The sequence below is a fragment of the Nonomuraea maritima genome (genome assembly GCF_900100395.1).
Classification (GTDB): Bacteria; Actinomycetota; Actinomycetes; order Streptosporangiales; family Streptosporangiaceae; genus Nonomuraea; species Nonomuraea maritima.
Genome location: NZ_FNFB01000015.1, coordinates 1 through 16708, shown reverse-complemented (window position 1 = coordinate 16708; position 16708 = coordinate 1). Strand labels below are relative to the sequence as shown.

Annotated in this window: 16 protein-coding genes; 6 read left to right on the top strand and 10 right to left on the bottom strand. The window is 70.7% G+C overall.

The features are described 5' to 3' along the window. Nucleotides 1–3: 3 nt before the first annotated feature. On the top strand, nt 4–1830 hold the full coding sequence (locus BLR04_RS22890) for a non-ribosomal peptide synthetase (RefSeq protein ID WP_090768854.1): 1827 nt from the start codon (nt 4–6) through the stop codon (nt 1828–1830). On the opposite strand, the gene BLR04_RS22885 is transcribed toward BLR04_RS22890, so the two are convergent. Continuing rightward, nucleotides 1831–2586 carry an SDR family NAD(P)-dependent oxidoreductase gene (locus tag BLR04_RS22885; RefSeq protein ID WP_090768852.1) on the bottom strand — a complete coding sequence of 252 codons (756 nt, stop codon included), beginning with the start codon at nt 2584–2586 and terminating at the stop codon, nt 1831–1833. Between the two features lie 127 nt (nt 2587–2713). Between BLR04_RS22885 and BLR04_RS22880 the strand changes: the two genes are divergently transcribed. Together BLR04_RS22880 and BLR04_RS22875 are read left to right on the top strand one after the other, a co-directional pair. After that, on the top strand, nt 2714–3148 hold the full coding sequence (locus tag BLR04_RS22880; RefSeq protein WP_090768850.1) for an Rrf2 family transcriptional regulator: 435 nt from the start codon (nt 2714–2716) through the stop codon (nt 3146–3148). Between the two features lie 125 nt (nt 3149–3273). Next, complete coding sequence (locus tag BLR04_RS22875; RefSeq protein ID WP_090768849.1) at nt 3274–3843, top strand: DJ-1/PfpI family protein; 570 nt, start codon at nt 3274–3276, stop codon at nt 3841–3843. 74 nt (nt 3844–3917) lie between these two features. Here the strand turns inward: BLR04_RS22875 and BLR04_RS22870 are convergent, their stop codons facing one another. The 5 genes from BLR04_RS22870 to BLR04_RS22850 all read right to left on the bottom strand — a co-directional run bounded on the left by BLR04_RS22870 (nt 3918) and on the right by BLR04_RS22850 (nt 9283). Continuing rightward, the gene (locus tag BLR04_RS22870; RefSeq protein ID WP_090768848.1) at nt 3918–5117 is read right to left on the bottom strand and encodes a fumarylacetoacetate hydrolase family protein; all 1200 of its coding nucleotides are present in this window, start codon (nt 5115–5117) and stop codon (nt 3918–3920) included. Beyond that, nucleotides 5114–6295 (bottom strand): mandelate racemase/muconate lactonizing enzyme family protein, encoded by a 1182-nt coding sequence (locus BLR04_RS22865; protein WP_090768847.1) that lies wholly within the window; start codon nt 6293–6295, stop codon nt 5114–5116. Before BLR04_RS22865 ends, BLR04_RS22870 begins: the two co-directional genes overlap by 4 nt. An 8-nt stretch (nt 6296–6303) precedes the next feature. Further along, the gene (locus BLR04_RS22860; protein ID WP_090768845.1) at nt 6304–7134 is read right to left on the bottom strand and encodes a carbohydrate ABC transporter permease; all 831 of its coding nucleotides are present in this window, start codon (nt 7132–7134) and stop codon (nt 6304–6306) included. Beyond that, a complete protein-coding gene (locus BLR04_RS22855) occupies nt 7134–8078 on the bottom strand; it encodes a carbohydrate ABC transporter permease (RefSeq protein WP_090768843.1) in 945 nt (314 codons plus the stop codon). The genes BLR04_RS22860 and BLR04_RS22855 overlap by 1 nt, the downstream gene beginning before the upstream one ends. A gap of 65 nt (nt 8079–8143) precedes the next feature. Next, nucleotides 8144–9283 (bottom strand): ABC transporter substrate-binding protein, encoded by a 1140-nt coding sequence (locus BLR04_RS22850; RefSeq protein ID WP_176903241.1) that lies wholly within the window; start codon nt 9281–9283, stop codon nt 8144–8146. Nucleotides 9284–9486: 203 nt separating this feature from the next. On the opposite strand from BLR04_RS22850, the gene BLR04_RS22845 reads away from it, so the two are divergent. Continuing rightward, on the top strand, nt 9487–10305 hold the full coding sequence (locus BLR04_RS22845) for an IclR family transcriptional regulator (protein ID WP_090768840.1): 819 nt from the start codon (nt 9487–9489) through the stop codon (nt 10303–10305). Nucleotides 10306–10375: 70 nt separating this feature from the next. On the opposite strand, the gene BLR04_RS22840 is transcribed toward BLR04_RS22845, so the two are convergent. The 3 genes from BLR04_RS22840 to BLR04_RS22830 form a co-directional block, all read right to left on the bottom strand. Next, a complete protein-coding gene (locus tag BLR04_RS22840) occupies nt 10376–11896 on the bottom strand; it encodes an alpha/beta hydrolase-fold protein (protein ID WP_176903239.1) in 1521 nt (506 codons plus the stop codon). Nucleotides 11897–12028: 132 nt separating this feature from the next. Further along, nucleotides 12029–12304 carry a heavy-metal-associated domain-containing protein gene (locus tag BLR04_RS41885; protein WP_090768836.1) on the bottom strand — a complete coding sequence of 92 codons (276 nt, stop codon included), beginning with the start codon at nt 12302–12304 and terminating at the stop codon, nt 12029–12031. Nucleotides 12305–12462: 158 nt separating this feature from the next. Continuing rightward, nucleotides 12463–13962, bottom strand: coding sequence for a PucR family transcriptional regulator (locus tag BLR04_RS22830; RefSeq protein WP_090768834.1), 1500 nt, complete (start codon nt 13960–13962; stop codon nt 12463–12465). A gap of 88 nt (nt 13963–14050) precedes the next feature. Between BLR04_RS22830 and BLR04_RS22825 the strand changes: the two genes are divergently transcribed. Together BLR04_RS22825 and BLR04_RS22820 are read left to right on the top strand one after the other, a co-directional pair. After that, on the top strand, nt 14051–15043 hold the full coding sequence (locus tag BLR04_RS22825; protein WP_090768832.1) for an S-methyl thiohydantoin desulfurase family protein: 993 nt from the start codon (nt 14051–14053) through the stop codon (nt 15041–15043). Beyond that, on the top strand, nt 15040–16368 hold the full coding sequence (locus tag BLR04_RS22820; RefSeq protein ID WP_090768830.1) for a hydantoinase/oxoprolinase N-terminal domain-containing protein: 1329 nt from the start codon (nt 15040–15042) through the stop codon (nt 16366–16368). Before BLR04_RS22825 ends, BLR04_RS22820 begins: the two co-directional genes overlap by 4 nt. Before the next feature lie 32 nt (nt 16369–16400). On the opposite strand, the gene BLR04_RS22815 is transcribed toward BLR04_RS22820, so the two are convergent. Continuing rightward, nucleotides 16401–16708, bottom strand: a 308-nt coding sequence (locus tag BLR04_RS22815; protein ID WP_143022151.1) for a transposase, incomplete at its 5' end; no start/stop codon positions are given.

Genomic DNA, 16708 nt, shown 5'->3' with positions numbered 1-16708 from the left:
CAGGTGCTCGACGCATCGATCACGGCCCGCTTCTGGGCCGTGGTGGCGAAACATCCGCAACGCCCGGCGGTGCTCGACGACGACGGCGCGCTCACCTACGCCGAACTGGCGGAGGAGGCGCGCGCCGTCGCGGCGGCCGTGCGCGGGGCCAGGCGGGTCGGGCTGCTGCTCGGCCACGGCCGCCGCATGCTGGCAGGCATCCTCGGCACGCTCACCGCCGGCGCGACGTACGTCCCGCTCGACCCCGGCTACCCGCGGGTGCGGCTGGCCCGCATGGCCGAGCTGGCCGAGCCCGACGTGCTGCTCGCCCTGCCCGAGCACAAGGACCTGCTCCCGGGAGCCGCCGGCGTCGTGGACGCCACCGTCCTGCCGCCTGCCCCGGGCTTGCGGCCGGTCGCCGTGGACCAGGACGCGCCGGCGTACATCCTGTTCACCTCGGGGTCGACCGGCCGGCCGAAAGGTGTCGTGCAGACGCATCGGGGGGTGTTGTTCCAGGTCGGGACGCACACCGCCAACCTGCGTATCCAGCCGTCCGACCGGCTCAGCGTGGTCTCCTCCTTCAGCTACGACATGGCGGTGACCGACAGCTTCTCCGCCCTGCTCAACGGGGCCGCGGTGGTGCCGGTCGACCTCCGCTCGCACGGGCTGTCCCATCTGGCCGAGGTGCTGGCGGAGCGGGGCGTCACCGTCTACCACTCCACCCCGACCGTCTACCGGTACCTGCTCGACTCGCTGTCGCCGGAGGACGTCCTGGCCGGTGTGCGGGTCGTCCTGCTCGGCGGGGAGGAGGTCGTCCATGCCGACCTCGACCGCTTCCGCAGGCACTTCACCGACGACTGCGTGTTCGTCAACGGGTACGGCGCCACCGAGATCTCCTTCGCCGTCCAGAACCACCTGACCTCGGCCGATCTGGCGGCGGCCAGGGGCATCGGGACCGCGGTGGTGCCGATCGGCTTCCCCCTCGACGGTGCGGAGATCGTCCTGGACGGCTCCGACGGCTCCGAAGGGGAGATCGTCATCCGGAGCTCCTACCTGGCGAGCTACCTGGGCGCCTCCGAACGGGACCAGGCCAGGTTCGGCCGCGACCCGGACGGCACCCGCTTCTACCGCACGGGCGACCTGGGCCGTCTGCTCCCCGACGGCCGCATCGCCTATCTCGGCCGGCTCGACAGGCAGCTGAAGATCCGTGGCCACCGGGTCGAGCTGGGCGAGGTGGAGGCGGCGCTCGCCGTGCTGCCCGGGGTGTCCAGGTGCGCCGTGACGGCCCGGGAGATCAACGGTGAGCGGCGGATCGTCGCGTACGTCCTCGGTGACGCGATCGACACGGCCGCGCTTCGGCGCGGCCTGGAGCTGGTGCTGCCCGACTTCATGCTGCCGTCGGCCTTCGTGGTGACGGACGCGCTCCCCCTCACCCCCACCGGCAAGGTCGACACCGACGCACTCCCCAGCCCCGGGACTCCTGTCGAGGGTGCGCGGACCCCAGCCGATGGGGCTTCGGCCGAGGGCTCGCGGCTCACAGGTGCGCTCGCCGCTCCTGCCGAGCACGTCACGGCGGCCTGGCGAGCCGTCCTCGGGGTGCCGGTGCTCGACCCGGACCAGAACTTCTTCGACGCCGGCGGCCATTCCCTCCTCATGGCCAAGGTCCAGCGCCACCTCGAAAAGTCCCTGGGCAGACGCGTCCCGATGACCACGCTCTACGCCCACCCGACGATCCGCTCCCTCGCCGAGTGGCTCATCGAGGGAAAGGAGGACCCGGGAACGCGCCGTCCCCACACCCCCGCCGACCGAGCGGCACTCCGCCGCAAACGGCGCGCCACCCGCGACTCCTGATCAGGCGTTGTAGCCGCCGTGGGCGTCCAGTACGGCGCCCGTGATGTACGACGCGGTGGGGCCGGCCAGGAAGACGATCGCCGCGGCGATCTCCTCCGGACGGCCTATCCGCTGCAGGGACAGCGCGCCGAGCAGGGTCTTGAGGGTCTCGGCGTCCGGCGGCTCCATGCCGTTCTCCATCAGTCCGGCCTCCACGACGTTGGCCGTGATGCCCCGGTGGCCGAGGTCGCGGGCGACGCCCATGGTGTACCTCACGACCCCGGCCTTGGTCGCCGAATAATCGGCGACGCCGGGGAGACCCACCCGCGACCCCAGCCCCGAGCTCACCGTGATGATGCGGCCGTCGGCACGCAGCACCCTGGACGCGGCCCGGATGACGGCGATCACGCCGAGGTAGTTGGTGGCGTGCATGTGGTCGAGCGCGGCGGTGTCGGCGTCTGGGTCGTCCACGGTACGGCCGGACTCCGACGAGATCGCCGCGTTGTTGACGAGGATGTCGAGGCCTCCGAAGTGCGCGACCACGTCGTCGATCAGCGCCCCCGCCCGGCTCGTGTCGGCCTGGTCGCTCTTGAAGGCCACGACGTTCGCCCCCGTGCCGCGTACCTCGTCGACGACGGCCTTCGCCCGCTCGTCGGAGCTGACATACGTGAACGCGACGTCGGCCCCCTGCTCGGCCAACTGCCGTACGGTCGCCGCCCCCAGTCCGCGCGACCCGCCGGTGACCAGGGCGACCTTGCCCGTGAGTGGCTTGTCCATGCTTCCCACCTCGCTGTCAGACGTTCGAAGTCGCAACCATATTGGTTACGACAGCATGGTCGCAACTGTTCTGGTTACGACAGAGCTTGTCGTAACATGGAGCGTTACGGCTGAGGGGACGAGGTTCATGAGCGCCAACAGCAGGCTGACCATCGCCGCCCACGCGCTGGCCTGGATCGGGCTCTACGAGCGCCAAGGCTACGAGGTAGCCACCTCGGAACAGCTCGCGAGCAGCGCGAACACCAACCCCGTGGTGATCAGGCGGCTGCTCGGCGAACTCCGCCGCGCCGGGCTCGTCGAGTCCCGCAGAGGTGCCGGCGCGGGCTGGTCGATGGCCCGAGAGCTGAACGCGATCACGCTGCTCGACGTGTACGAGGCCGTCGAGCAGGGCCCGCTGTTCGCGTTGCACCGCGCCACCCCCGACCAGTCCTGCGCGATCGGCTGCAACATCCAGCCCGTGATGCAGGACATCTACGCGGGCATCGAGAAAACCCTGCGACACGAGCTGTCCCGCATCACCATGGAGGACGTCCTCCGCGACATCCTCGCGACACCCCGCTAGCGCCGCGTCTCCAGGTCTGCCCATCCCGGGACATACCGATCAAACGCCGGATCTCCTCTTTCGCCGGGTCTGCCCAATCGGCCGTATGCGGATTAAGCTCCGCCATGGGAGAACAGGAGTGAATCATGGCCCGAGTTCTTGTTCTGACCGGTGACGCGGCCGAAGAGCTGGACACCATGTACCCCGTCTTTCGGCTCCGTGAAGGGGGTCACGAGGCGATCGTGGCCGCGCCCACCACGCGCGCGGTCAAGCTGGTGGTCCACGACTTCGAGCCCGGCTGGGACGCCTACACCGAGCGGCCCGGCCATCAGTTGCCGGTCGACCTCGCGTTCGCCGACGTGCGTCCCGAGGACTACCAGGCGCTGGTGATCCCGGGCGGCCGCGCACCGGAATACATCCGCACCGACCCCGACGTCGCCCGGATCGTCCACCACTTCTTCGACCGCGACCTGCCGGTGGGCACGATCTGCCACGGCCCGCAGGTGCCGGCCGCGTTCGGCCTGCTGCGCGGCCGCACCACGGCGGCGTTCCCGCCGCTGCGGACCGACATGGAGATGGCGGGCGCGACCTTCGTGGACGCCCCCGATGTGGTGGACGGCACGATGGTCTCCTGCCGCGGCTGGCCGGACCTGCCCGAATGGTCCCGCGCCTTCATGCACGTTCTGGAGAAAGCCCCCGCACCCGCCGTCCGATAGAACCCGAGAGCCCTTCGTCCATCAGGACGAAGGGCTCTTCGGTGGTCAACGCACGAGTGGGCGGCTGCCCGTGCTCACAGCAGTCCTCTCCGGTGGAGATTCCCCATGAGGTCGCGGACGCCGAAGTTCCAGGGCGCGCAGTTCTCGGCGTGCTGGACGCGGTTGACCAGGGTGCCGAGCGCCGGCGAGCTGATGCGCACCACGTCGCCGGGCTTGTGCGTGAAGCCCTCGCCAGGACGGTCGCGGTCCTGGATGGGCGCGAACATCGTGCCGAGCATGAGGACCGCGCCGTCGGGATAGTGATGGTGCGGGCCGATCATCTGCTGTACGAGCGCTTCCGGTTCGCGCGACATCCGCGCCATCTCCGAGACCGCCTCCAGGTGGAAGCCGTCCTCGCCCTCGATGTCCAGCCGCACCACGAGGTCGCGCACCTGATCCAGGCCGAACCGCTCGTCGAAGAGCCGGATGAGGGGGCCGAGCGCGCACGAGGCGTTGTTGTCCTTCGCCATCGGCAGCAGGAGCGCGGACCGGCCCTCGATGTCGCGCAGGTTGACGTCGTTGGCGAGCGTCGCCCCCACGATCCGGCCGCTCGACTGGACGATGAGCGACACCTCGGGCTCCGGGTTGTTCCAGGTCGAGGCGGCGAGCACCCCGACCGGCACGGCGGTCCCCATGGAGGACAGGATCTGGCCCTTGGTGAAGATCTCGGCGTCCGGGCCGATCCCGACCTCCAGGTACTGGCTCCAGATGCCCTCGGCGACGAGCAGGTCCTTCAGCCGCGCCGCCTCGTCGGAGCCCGGCGACAGCTCGTGCAGGTCGGCGCCGACGCCGGCGAGCATCCGCTCGCGGATCTCCGCCGCGAGCGACATGTCGCCGCCGGCTTGCTCCTCGATGACGCGCTCGATCATCGAGACGGCGAAGGTCACCCCGGCGGCCTTGAGCGCCTGCAGGTCGACCGGCGCGAGCAGCCAGGGCCGGGTACGGTCGCGGTCCGCGACCCCGGTGTTGGCGAGCACGTCCGCGAAGCTGCCGACGTGCCGGCCGTTCAGCGCGGAGACCACGGCCGCGGGGTCAGGCAGCTCGCAGATGTCGCGGACCGTCGGGAAGTCCGCGCTGATGTCGAAGACCTCCCCGTCGCGGACGACCACGGGTGAGGGCCCTTCGACGAGGGGATCCCAGATCCGGCCGATCAGGACGCTGTCGGCGGCGTCGTCCGGCAGCGCGTCCGCGGCCGCCCCGAACCAGGCGGCCTGGTCGGTCGGTGACTGGCTCATACGTCGTCTCCCAGGTTGAAGAAGGACCGCTCGTCCCTGGGCCGGATGTCGAAGACGGCGTCCTGGAACATCCGCAAGGGGTGGGGCGTGAAGGGATGCCGGGCGATCGCCTCGAGATCGAGCTCGATGCCGAGACCTGGCCCGGTCGGGACGAGAATGTCGCCCTCCTCCGTCAGGACGAGTCTCTCGTTGGTGATCTCCGGACGCCACGGGACGTCGGTCGCCATGATCTCCAGGTAACGGAAGTTGGGCAGCGCGGCCCCGAGCTGCAGCGTCGCCGCGGTGCTCAGCGGTCCGCTGGGGTTGTGCGGCGCGAAACCGACGTAACTCGTCGCGGCGAGCGTCGAGATGAAGGCCAGCTCGGCGATGCCGCCGGCGTGCGTCACGTCGGGCTGGACGTAGTCGACCGCCTGGCGGGCGAGCGCCGGCGCGAAGCCCTGCCGCCCGAACCAGCGCTCACCGGCGGCGATGGGCACCGGCGACGCCCGGCGGATGTCGACGAGGGCGTCGAGGTTGTCCGGCGGGCAGGGTTCCTCGAAGAACACCGGATCGAACTGCGCGATCTCCCGCGCGATCTTGACGGCGTGGGCGACGTCGAACCGGCCGTGGCCCTCGATGAACAGCTCGACGTCGCGCCCGACGGCGGAGCGGACGGCGTCGATCTGCGCGATCACACGGTCCAGCTGCCCTGTGGTGATCGTGAGGTCGTAGTTCTCGAAGGGGTCCCACTTGAGGCCGCGGAAGCCGCCGGCGACGGTCCGTTTCGCGGCGGCCGCGTAGTCCTCGGGCGTGACGGCTCCGGAGAACCAGCCGTTGGCGTAGGCGCGGACCCGGTCGCGGGTGGCGCCGCCGAGCAGGCGGGAGACCGGGACGCCGAGCTCTCGTGCCGTGATGTCCCACAACGCCGTCTCGAACGAGCTCAGCGCGGTCATGACGACCGGGCCGCCGCGCCAGTACCAGTCTCGCGCCAGCTCGTACAGGGTGCCGGAGATCCGGGTGGGGTCCTTGCCGACCACGGCCTCGGCCAGTTCGGCGACGGCGCCCTGGACGGCGCGTTCCTTGCCCTCCAGGGTCGCCTCACCCAGGCCGACGATCCCTTCGTCCGTCGAGACGCGGACGATCACCAGGTTGGTGCGGTAGAAGTCGACGACGAGCGTGTCGACTGCGGTGATCTTCATCTTCCCGCTCAGCCCTTCACTGCGCCGGCGGTCATGCCGGCGACCACATACTTCTGTACGAACAGGTAGAAGACGACGGCGGGCGCCGTGAACATGAACGAGACCGCCATGACCGTCTGGATGGGGGTGCCGAGTTCGCCGATGAAGTTCGCGATGCCGACCGAGGCCGGCTGCAGTCCGGGGGTGAAGACGAACGTCACGGCGAACACGTACTCGTTCCAGGCGTGGAAGAACGCGATGACCGCGGTGGCGGCGAGCGAGGGGGCGATCAGCGGCACGTTGATGCGGAGCAGAACGGTGAGCGGTCGTGCTCCGTCGACCCGCGCGGACTCCTCCACCTCACGAGGCAGGCCGTCGATCGCGCCCTTGAGGATGAGGGCGACGATCGGCAGGACGAAGGCCGAGTTGACCAGGATGAGCCCGCCGAGGGAGTCGAGGAGGTCGAATCGCCGGAAGAGCGCGAACAGCGGCACGACCATGAGCGCCTCGGGCAGCATCTGCGTGAACAGCAGCACGACGGTCACGATGACCTTGCCGCGGAACGAGAACCGCGAGAGCGCGTAGCCGAGCGGGATGCCGAGCCCGATCGACAGGATCGTCGTGCCGGCGGCGATCACCAGGCTGTTGAGCAGCCAGGTCGTCGCCTTGCCTTCGGCCAGCGCGTCGATGAAGACCCCGAACTGCGAGAAGTCGGGGACGAGCCGGGCCTCGGAGGCGAAGAGCTCAGAATCACCGGTCAGTGCGGTGACGAACATCCAGTACAGCGGGAAGACGGCGACCCCGAGCACGAGGAGAACACCGATGATCCGCAGGGTCAGACCCACGTGGGGCAGTCTCATCAGCGGGCCTCCCTCTCGGCGGCACGGGCGACGAACCGGCTACCTGCGATGACGATGAGCGAGATGACGATGCCGACCATGCCGACCGCCGCCGCCGAGCCGAGTTGCTTGGAGTCGAAGGCCTGCGAGTAGAGGTCGATGACCAGCGTCTCGGTCGCGCCGACCGGTCCCCCCTTCGTCATGAGCCAGATGAGCTCGAACCGCCGCAGCGACCAGATGGTCATGAGGAGGGCGAGCAGGCCGACGGTCGGCTTGATGGACTGCCAGGTGACGGCGCGGAAGGTCCACCATCTTCCGGCACCGTCCATCGTCGCGGCCTCGGTGAGGTGCGGCGGGACGGCCTGCAGCGCCGACAGCAGCACCACAGAGGTGAACGGGAACAGCTGCCAGATGGTCGTCACGAGGATCGCCGGGAGGGCGTACCGCGGGCTGTCCAGGATGGCGCCGCCCGGCACGCCGAGGCCGATCGTGTCCAGGAACCGGTTCACGATCCCGTAGTCGGGGTTGAGCATCCAGATCGCGATGAGCGCGACCGCGATGCCGGGCGCCGCCCACGGAATGGTCACCAGCGCCCGCGCCAGCCCGCGGCCGCGGAAGCCCTTGTTGAGGAGCAGGGCGACCGCGAGCCCGGTCCCCACGGCGACGACGACGCAGACGACGACGTAGACGAGGGTGATGAGCAGGGTACGGCGGAAGTCCTCATCGCCGAAGATGCGGGCGAAGTTGTCGAACCCCACCCAGGTGCTGTGTGTGGGGTTCAGCAGCGAGGTCCGCGTGAAGCTCAGGAAGACTTCCTGCGCCAGCGGAACGACCTGGAACACCAGGATGAAGAGGGCTGCGGGGGCCAGGAAGAAGTAGGGCGTCCATTTGCTCCCCAGCGGGCTGCCTCGACGCCGGGTGCCGGATCGAGGCCCTGGAAGCTGCTGCTGTTCCAGCGCGGTCATCGCGTTCGGTCCTTCGAAAAACAGGACGCCGCCCGCGGGAGTGTCTCGCCGGCGGCGTCATTCGGTCAGCCAACCAGTTGGGACGCTTCTTGCTGGGCGTTGTCCAGTGCGGTCTTGAGGTCGACCGTGCCCTGGAGCGCCGCGATGACGTTCTTGACGACGACCTTGCGGATGTCCGGCGTCTTCGCCTCGAAGCCCAGGACGATCTGCGGCAGGCTCGACTCGGTGAGGTCGTCGAAGACGGTCAGGAACGGCGTCTCCTTGAGCTTCTCAGGGCTTCGCTGGGTGACCGTCGCCACGCTGCTCGCTCCGAGGATCTCCTGCAGCTTCACCTGGTTGGCGGGCTCGAGCGCCCACTTGATGAAGGTCGCCGCCTCCTCCTTCGCCGGGCTCGCCTCGTTGATGACGATGGGTGCGAGGATCGTGCCCTGCTTGCGGACGGGGAACGGGATGGGGGCGACGTTGAAGTTCAGGTCGGCGTTCTGACCGCGGGTCGCCGTCACGTAGCCGCCGTTGTTGAGCTCCATGCCGACCTTGCCCTCGGCGAACATGCGGCGGAACGTCGCCGCGTCCGTGCCGCGCGGGATCACCTTGGCGTCGTACAGGTCCTTGTACGCCTGCAGGCCCTTGAGGTTCTCGGGCGAGTTGATCGTCAGCTGCTTGCCGTCCGACCAGGCGCCGCCGAAGCCGTAGACATAGTTGAAGATGTCCTGCCACACACCGGCTTCCTCGGCCTCGGTCTGGCGGAACGCCAGGCCGTAGGTGTCGCCCTTGGTCAGCGACTTCGCCGTCTCGACGAACTCGTCGTAGGTGGTCGGCGCCTTCTTGATCAGGTCGGCGTTGTAGAACATCGCGTAGTTCGACGCCTCGAAGATGATCCCGTGCCGCTGGCCGTCGTGGACCATGAACTGGTCGGGCTGCTTGAGCAGGTCGTACTTGCTGACGTCGATCAGGTCGTTGAGCGGCGCGATGAGGCCGGCGTCCGAGGCGGACTCGAACTCCGGCATGTCGAAGCGGATCAGGTCGGGACCTTTACCGCTGCCCATCTGGGTGAGGATGGTCTGGCCGAAGGTCGGGTACGGCACCGCCGCAGGAGAGACCTGCACCTTGTTCTGGCTCTTGTTGAACTCCTCGAGCCACTTCGTCAGCAGCGGGCCGCGGCCCGGGTCGCCGAGCGTCGAGGCGGCGAACGTCAACTTGGTCACGCCGCCTTCCGAGCCACCGTCGGAGCCGCAGCCGGCCAAGAGAGCAGCGGCCATACCGGTGACGCTGACCGCCGCAACCATGCTGCGGCGAATGCGATGCAGCCTCATTTGTTACTCCTGAGTAAAAACCGGGCACTTCTCCGCCGGAATCGCAACGATCGTAGCGACATGTGCAACGCTGTCAAGTGGCAGTTGCACAGGTCATGCGATACATTGCAGCATACGCAACGCAAAGGAGGACGGTAGTGTCCCAATCGATCCAGCGTGCGATCGATCTGATACGCCGGTCGGCAGAGCATCCGATGTCCCTCACGGAGGCCGCGGAGATGCTGGGCGTCCACAAATCCACGGCGCTCCGGATCCTTCAGACGCTGGAAGGCGCACGGTTCGTGCGCAAGACGGGCGCGGGGACGTACGTGTTCGGCAGCGGCCTGATCGAACTGTCGGAACTCGCGCTCGGCTCGATGGATCTCCGTCAGTTCGCGTCCGAGCACCTGCGCCTGCTCCAGCGGCAGACGGGCCATACCGTGCACCTCGCACAGCTGACCGGCGACGAGATCATCTACGTCGACAAGGTCGACAGCCCCGCGTTCGACGCGGTGAAGCTGCCGTCGCGGATCGGCCGTGCCGTCTCGATCTACGCGAGCGCCGTGGGCAAGGTGATCCTCGCCCACCTCTCCCGGGAGGAACGCGATCGCCTGCTCGCGCACGTCACCTTCGAGCGGTACACCGACACCACCTTCGCCGACCGCGAGTCCCTCGACGCCGAACTCGCCCGCGTCGCCCAACGCGGCTGGGCCCTCGACGACGGCGAGCACGACGCGTACGTCATGTGCATCGCCGCACCGATCATGGATTCACGGGGAAAGGTCATCGCGGCCGTCTCCGTGACCGCGATCGAGGTGATCGCGAACCTGCACCAATTGAAGGAGAAGCTGCCGCTCCTGCTGGAGACCTCGGAGTTGATCTCCAAGGAGCTCGGGTTCACCCCCGAGCGTCCGTCCGCGCCGACGGCGAGCTGAGACGGCACCTTGCCGTGGCGCCTCAGGGGCAGGCGCCACGGCAAGGGCTCGCCGGAGGAGAACCCGCAGGTCAGCCGGCGTTCACCGGTGCGCTCTGCGAGGCGTTGAACAGCTTGTCACCCTGGTAGCGGGCGACCACGGGACCGTCGAGAAGCGCGCCGTCGACGGCCTTGCGGAAGGTGGCCGCACCATGCCTGACCGGCGCGGACCCGAGGTGGGTCGCACCCGCGTAGAACTCCACCCTCCCCGTCGGTGAGGCGACGTTGGCGCTCACGGCGTCCACCGTCGCCGTCGCGGTGAGCCTGACCTTGCCGGACTTCCCGGCGGGCTCGGCGTCGACGTCCACACTCGTCGTGGTCGTGTGGAACGCCAGACTCCGCAGGTAGAAGTTCAGCAGCGGACGCCAGACGTGCCACGTGTGGACGCCGTCGACGTTGTACTCGGTGACGTCGACGCCGGCGGCCTTGAGAGCCGCGGCCCGCAGCTGCGAGTTCTCCCCGATGTTGCCCAGACGATCCTGCAGGCCGGTGCCGATGAAGATGCCGCCGGGCACCGTCTTCAGCCGGTCGATCTGCGCCTGCGAGGCCGCCGGCCCGCCCGAGCTCCACGCGGCGTGGTAGCCGAACAGGTCGGTGTTGTCGTACATGATGGTGAAGGCGCGGCTCCCGCCCGCCGAGAACCCGCCGAACGCGCGGTCCTGCGAGCGGGTCGAGACGTTGTAGTTCTGCTCCACGAACGGGATGACGTTGTTCCGCAGCTCGTTCGCGTAACCCTGGTTGCCGCCGGGCAGGCCGTTGAAATCGGTCGACACCACGACCATCGGCTGCGCCGCGCCGTCGCGGATCGCGTTCTCCAGGATGTGGTGCGCCACGCCCTGCATCGTCCAGGCCGTCGAGTGGTCACCGGAGCCATGGCTCAGATACAGCGTCGGGTACGGCGTCGCCCGGTTCGGGTCGTAGCCGTGCGGGGTGTAGACGACGATGTCGTGCACCCCGGCCGGGTTGGTCGACAGCGGCGACGGGTACCGCCGCGGCTCCAGCTTGCCGAGCTTGGCGGCCGGCTTCTGGTAGGCGGTGTCGTAGGTGGGGAAGTCCTTGCTGACCGGTACGTACACCCGGCTGCGCACCGCGCCCGGCGCGCCCGGGTACGGCGGCGGCACCTCCCACCGGTTGACCGGGTCGTCATGCAGGTCACAGCCGGTGGCCAGCGGGCTCGTGCAGTCGTGCGTGAAGGCGTACCGGTACGTGCCGGCGGGCAGCGGGACCGTGGTCTCCCACACCCCGTCGGCCCCCTTCTCCATGGGCAGGATCTGCCACGGAGTCGCCTGGATGTCGCCCGGCTGCCACTCCGAAGGGGGACGGCCGTCGCCGCAGTCGGCGCACTGGACGTTCTCCGGCCGGGAGAAGAACCAGTCGCCGTAGATGTGCACGGCTTCGACGCCGGCGGGGGCCTCGTACCGGAACTTCACCGCGTACCCGCTCGGCGGGGCGTCGGTCCTGACCACGGTCGGCCCGAGAGGAGCGGCGGGAGCGGCGGGAGCGGCGGGAGCGGCCGACGCCGGACCCGCCAACGCGACGGTCGCGATGCCCACCGCGACCGTCAGACCCGCCAGAACCGACCTCAGCCGCCCACGCCGCTGTGATCTCGATAAAGGACGCGGATGTGCCAGAGGCATGCTGCATTCCTCCAGGAATGGGAAGTGATGGACATTCGGCCCGGCCGTTTACGCATGCGCAATGATCGTGAGCAACATACGCAACAATGTCAAGATCCGATTGCACATCCCGTCCATGCCGTTGCACATCATGCAACGCCCTGTCTCGTCGACAGGGCCGTCGGTCAGGATGCCGACCCGCCCTTCGGGCGCGTCGATCTCCACGCCGACGACGCCCGGCACCTGGATGAGCTCCGACCTGACGGCGGCCAGGCAGTGATCGCACGTCGCCGCGGACAGGCCGGTGATCCGATAGGCGACGAGGCTGCAGGCAAGAGTGATCAAGGGATGCCTCCTTCTGCTTCACAGCGGGGTACTGCGCCGCGCCAGATCCGATCGTGCTGCACGAAAGGCCTGCGGCCTGGCCGCCATGACCGCCGTCGTCACCCTGCGCACCCGCGCCACGGCGGACCATGAGGCCGTCGCCTCCCGTACGTGAGTCCTCAGGCGTGGCCGCGGGCGGCGCGGCAGGCCAGCTGGAGTGCGAGGCGCTGCCGCGGGTCGTCGAGGTCGGCCTGGAGCAGCTGCTCGATGCGGCGGACGTTCCTGCTGACCGCGTTGCGGTGCAGGTGCAGCTCCTCGGCGGCGCGGGCGGGCGAGCCGTGGTGGTCGAGGTAGGCGCGCAGGATGGTGAGCAGGCGGCCGGCCCGCTCACCGCCGAGGTCGAGCACCGGCTGCAGCAGTTCCCTGACGGCCTGCTGGGCGGCGTCGGAGGCGTACCACTCCTCCAGCATCCGGTCCAGCCCGGCCAGGTCGTACGTGGCCAGCGGCAGCTCGCTGCGCCGCAGCGCCGTCCTGGCCTCCGACGCGCAGGTGCGCAGCCCCAGCAGGCCCTCGTGCGCGGTGCTCACACCGCAGCGCAGCTCGGCGCCCGCCGGGCGGACCCGCTCCAGCAACCGCGTGGCGTCGCGCACCGCCGCCCGCAGGCCCGTCCGGCCCGGGTCGCGCTGGGCGGTGCGGACCACCACCAGGGCGTCGTCGGCCAGGGTGGCGTTCCAGACGGGGCCGACGAGCTCGCGCGTCGCCCGCAGGGCCCGCGAGGCCGCGGTCTCCAGCAGGGCGTGGCGTTCCTGGCCGGGGTCCATGACGGGTTCGAGGCGGAGGACGACGTGCCAGTCGTCCACCGGCAGGCCGAGCGCGCGGGCGCGCGGGGCCAGTTCCTGGGCCTGGGTTTCCGGGGCGACCAGCAGCTCGGTCAGGAGCTGTGCCCGTGAGCGGCCCGGCAGCTCGTCGGCCGGGCCGGCGGCGGCGGCCAGCGACGCGAGCCTGAGGACGATCGCGCTCGCCCGGCCCAGGTGCCCGGGATGCGGCTCTGCGGTGAAGGACGTGCCCTCGGCGGTGACCCTGACGCCGAGCGCGGCGCTCGCCGCCTGCGCGATGCGTTCCGGGACGCCGCCGGAGCGGACGACGTCCTCCGCCGCACGCGCGGTCCTGACGAGCGCGTCGGCGGCGTCCCCCGCGATGGCCCCCGCCAACGCCACCACGAGCCCGGCCAGATCGCCCTGCGCCACACCCGACCCGCCGGAATCCGGCACCGCCCTGCCCGGCCCGGCCAGGTCCGGTGCGCCGGAATCCCGTCCCGCTCTGACACGCCTCGCCTGGTCGCGTGCGACCTGATCCGGTGCGGCCTCGTCCTGGCCGGTGGGTGGGGCGAGGGCGAAGACCGCGACGCGGCCCCGTTCGGCGAGCGCGGCGGCGCTGCGGTCGAGCTCCGCCCCCTCGGACGTGAGCACCAGGGCGACCGCTCCCGCCGCGGCCGCGTCCCTGAGCGCGATGTCGAGCCGGTACCCGGCCGCCTGCCGCGAGGCGGCCTCCGTCAGCACGAGCACCGCGCCGGGCGGCTGGCCCGCCACCCGGTTCAGGTCCTCGACGAGCCGCACGCCGGTGGCGGGCTCCGGAGTCGCAGGTCCGGCGAGTTTCCGCAGCTCTTGCCCCAGATACATCCCATAAGTGTGCCATCAGCACACAGAAGGCATAAAAGGGGTGCTCTCCGCTCAACCTCCCTGAACTGCGCATTCGTACCCTCAACGGGTGGACATCGACACCGGGCTGCTGCCCGCGTTCGCCAGGGGCTGCGCCGTGCTCGGCTCCGGCGGGGGCGGCTCTGTCGCGATCGCGCGCGCGGCGGCGCTGCAGGCGCTGGAGGACCGCGGCCCGGTGCGCGTCGTGCCGGCCGCCGACCTCGACCCCGGCCTGCTCGTCATGCCGGTCGGCACGGCGGGCGCGTCCGCGGTGATGTCCGAACGCGTGGGCGGCGTGGACGAGCCCGCGTACCTGCGCGAGAAGGTCGAGGAACTGTTCGGCGTGCCCGTCGGCGCGATACTGGCCAGCGAGATCGGCGGCGCGAACGGCTGCCTGGCCGTTGCCTGGGCCGCCCGGGTGGGGCTGCCGCTGGTCGACGCCGACGGCATGAGCCGCGCCTTCCCCCGCATGGACCAGACCGTGATGCAGTTGCGCGGCATCGCGCCGACCCCGGCCGTGCTCTGCGACGAGCGCGGTCGCACGGTGGTCATCGACCGCGTGACGGGCGCGTGGCTGGAACGGCTCGTCAGGGCGTCGCTGGACGCGTTCGGCGGGCAGGTCGCGACCAGCGAGTACATCATGCGCGGCGACCAGGTCGCCGCCGCCACCGCACTCGGATCCGTCACCCGGGCCGTGCGCCTCGGCACCCGGCTGCCCGACCCCCTCGTCACCGGCAAGGTGGCGGACACGTCGGGATCGATCCTGGTGGAGGGCCTCGGCCCGGATGCCGGCCGGCTGGTCAGGATCGAGGCGGCCAGCGAGTTCCCGGCGGTGGTCGAGGACGGCGCGCCGCTCGCGGCCGTCCCCGACGTGATCGCCGTACTGGACTCGCGGACGGGAGAGGTGCTGCAGGCCGAGCAGATCCGGTACGGGCTGCGGGTAGCCGTGGTGCGCGTCCCGTGCGACCCGGTCTGGCACACCCCTGAGGGACTGCGGTTGGCCGGACCCGCCGCGTTCGGCCTGGCCGGTCTCGTCTCCCCCAGCGATCAGGAGCCGTCGTGAGGGCCGGGGTGGACGTCGGTGCCACCAACACCGACGCCGCCCTCGTCGCCGCCGACGGCAAGGTCCTCGCCACCGTCAAGGTGGCCACCGTCCCTGACGACCCGGTCGCCAGCGTCCGGGTGGCCCTGGAACGTCTCCCGCCGGCCACCGCGACACCCGGAGGGCCGGCGCAGATCGCGGTGGGGCTGCGCGGCGCGGCCACCGCCGTCACCAGGCGGGCCGGGCTGCGGAAGGTGGCCGTGCTGCGCATCGGCGGCGCGTCCGCGACCGCCGTGCGCCCGCTGTCCGGCTGGCCGCGTGACCTGCGGGACGCCGTCAGTACGGGTACCGCGATCGTGGACGGCGGCGGTGGGCTCGACCCCGAGGACCGCACCCCGCTCGACCGGGAGGCCGTGGCCCGCTTCGCCGCGCAGGTCGCCGGACAGGCGCAGGCGGTCGCCATCGCCGGCCTCTTCTCACCCCTGGACGGCGAGCAGGAACGCGAGGCCGCCGCGATCGTCCGGGCGGAGCTGGGCGCGGCGGTGCCGATCTCCCTGTCGGCCGGCCTCGGCACGCTCGGCCTGCTGGAACGCGAGAACGCGACCGTGCTGGACGCCGCCCTGTCGGGTTTCGCGACCTCGGTGTCCAGCGGACTGTCGGAGGTGCTTGCGGCGCTGTGCCCTGGCGCTGCGGCGTTCGTGACCCGCGGCGACGGCACGCTGATGAGCCTGGAGCACCTGGCCCGGCACCCGTCGCTCAGTCTGGGCAGCGGCCCCGCCAGCATGCTGCGCGGCGCCGGTGCGCTCACCGGCCTGGCCGACGCCGTGGTCGCCGACGTGGGCGCCGTCCGGGTGCGGGTCGGCGTGCTGGCCGGCGGCTGGCCCGAGGAGGCCGTGGGCGGCGCGGACATCGGCGGCGTGCCCGTCGGGCTGCGCATCCCCGGGCTGATCCGGGTGCCGCGGCCGGTCGACCCGGCCGAGCTGGCAGAGGCGGTGGACCGGCTCCAGCCGGCCGCCGGACGCCTGCCGCTGGTCGTCGTGGGCGGCGGCGCGCACGCCGTACCGGAAGGGACGCATCCCGAGCACGGGCCGGCGGCCGGCGCGATCGGCGCGGCCGTCAGCCCGGTCGGCGGCCAGTACGAGCGCATCGTGCGGCTGCCCGACCGCTCGGCACTGCCCGGCCTGCTGGAGCCCGTACTGGAGGAGGCCAGGGCCGCGGCGGTGCACGCCGGGGCCGACCCCCGCCACGTGCGGCTCATCGACGTGGACCAGACCCCGATCGCCTACCTCCCCGGCCCGTTCGTCCGGCTTCGGGCGCGCGCGGCGGGGCCACCGTCCTCTTGGTAACCCCCCTGAAAGACATCCCAGGAGCGTAGATGTCAAGCCGCAACGAACTCTGCGTGATGCGACCAGGCGGTCGTCTCGTCGTAGAGGGTGCCGGTTTTGAGGCATCCGTGCAGGATGCCGACGAGCCGGTTGGCGACCTGACGCAGGGCGGCGTTGTGACTGGAGCCGCGGGCTCGTTGCCGGTCGTAGTAGGCCCGCGCGCCGGGCGAGAGCCTCAGTGCGCTGAAGGCCTGGGTAAGCAGGGCGTCGATGAGCCGGTCGTTGTGGATGAACCGGGCCAGGGCGACCTTCTTCTTGCCCGACGCGCGAGTGATCGGGGAGGTCCCGGCGTAGTTCTTAC

Coding starts and splice junctions, on each gene's coding strand:
- BLR04_RS22880 (WP_090768850.1), top strand. CDS start 2,714: ATGAGCGCCAACAGCAGGCTGACCATCGCCGCCCACGCGCTGGCCTGG.
- BLR04_RS22860 (WP_090768845.1), bottom strand. CDS start 7,134: ATGAGACTGCCCCACGTGGGTCTGACCCTGCGGATCATCGGTGTTCTC.
- BLR04_RS22845 (WP_090768840.1), top strand. CDS start 9,487: ATGCGATACATTGCAGCATACGCAACGCAAAGGAGGACGGTAGTGTCC.
- BLR04_RS22875 (WP_090768849.1), top strand. CDS start 3,274: ATGGCCCGAGTTCTTGTTCTGACCGGTGACGCGGCCGAAGAGCTGGAC.
- BLR04_RS22870 (WP_090768848.1), bottom strand. CDS start 5,117: ATGAGCCAGTCACCGACCGACCAGGCCGCCTGGTTCGGGGCGGCCGCG.
- BLR04_RS22865 (WP_090768847.1), bottom strand. CDS start 6,295: ATGAAGATCACCGCAGTCGACACGCTCGTCGTCGACTTCTACCGCACC.
- BLR04_RS22830 (WP_090768834.1), bottom strand. CDS start 13,962: ATGTATCTGGGGCAAGAGCTGCGGAAACTCGCCGGACCTGCGACTCCG.
- BLR04_RS22855 (WP_090768843.1), bottom strand. CDS start 8,078: ATGACCGCGCTGGAACAGCAGCAGCTTCCAGGGCCTCGATCCGGCACC.
- BLR04_RS22885 (WP_090768852.1), bottom strand. CDS start 2,586: ATGGACAAGCCACTCACGGGCAAGGTCGCCCTGGTCACCGGCGGGTCG.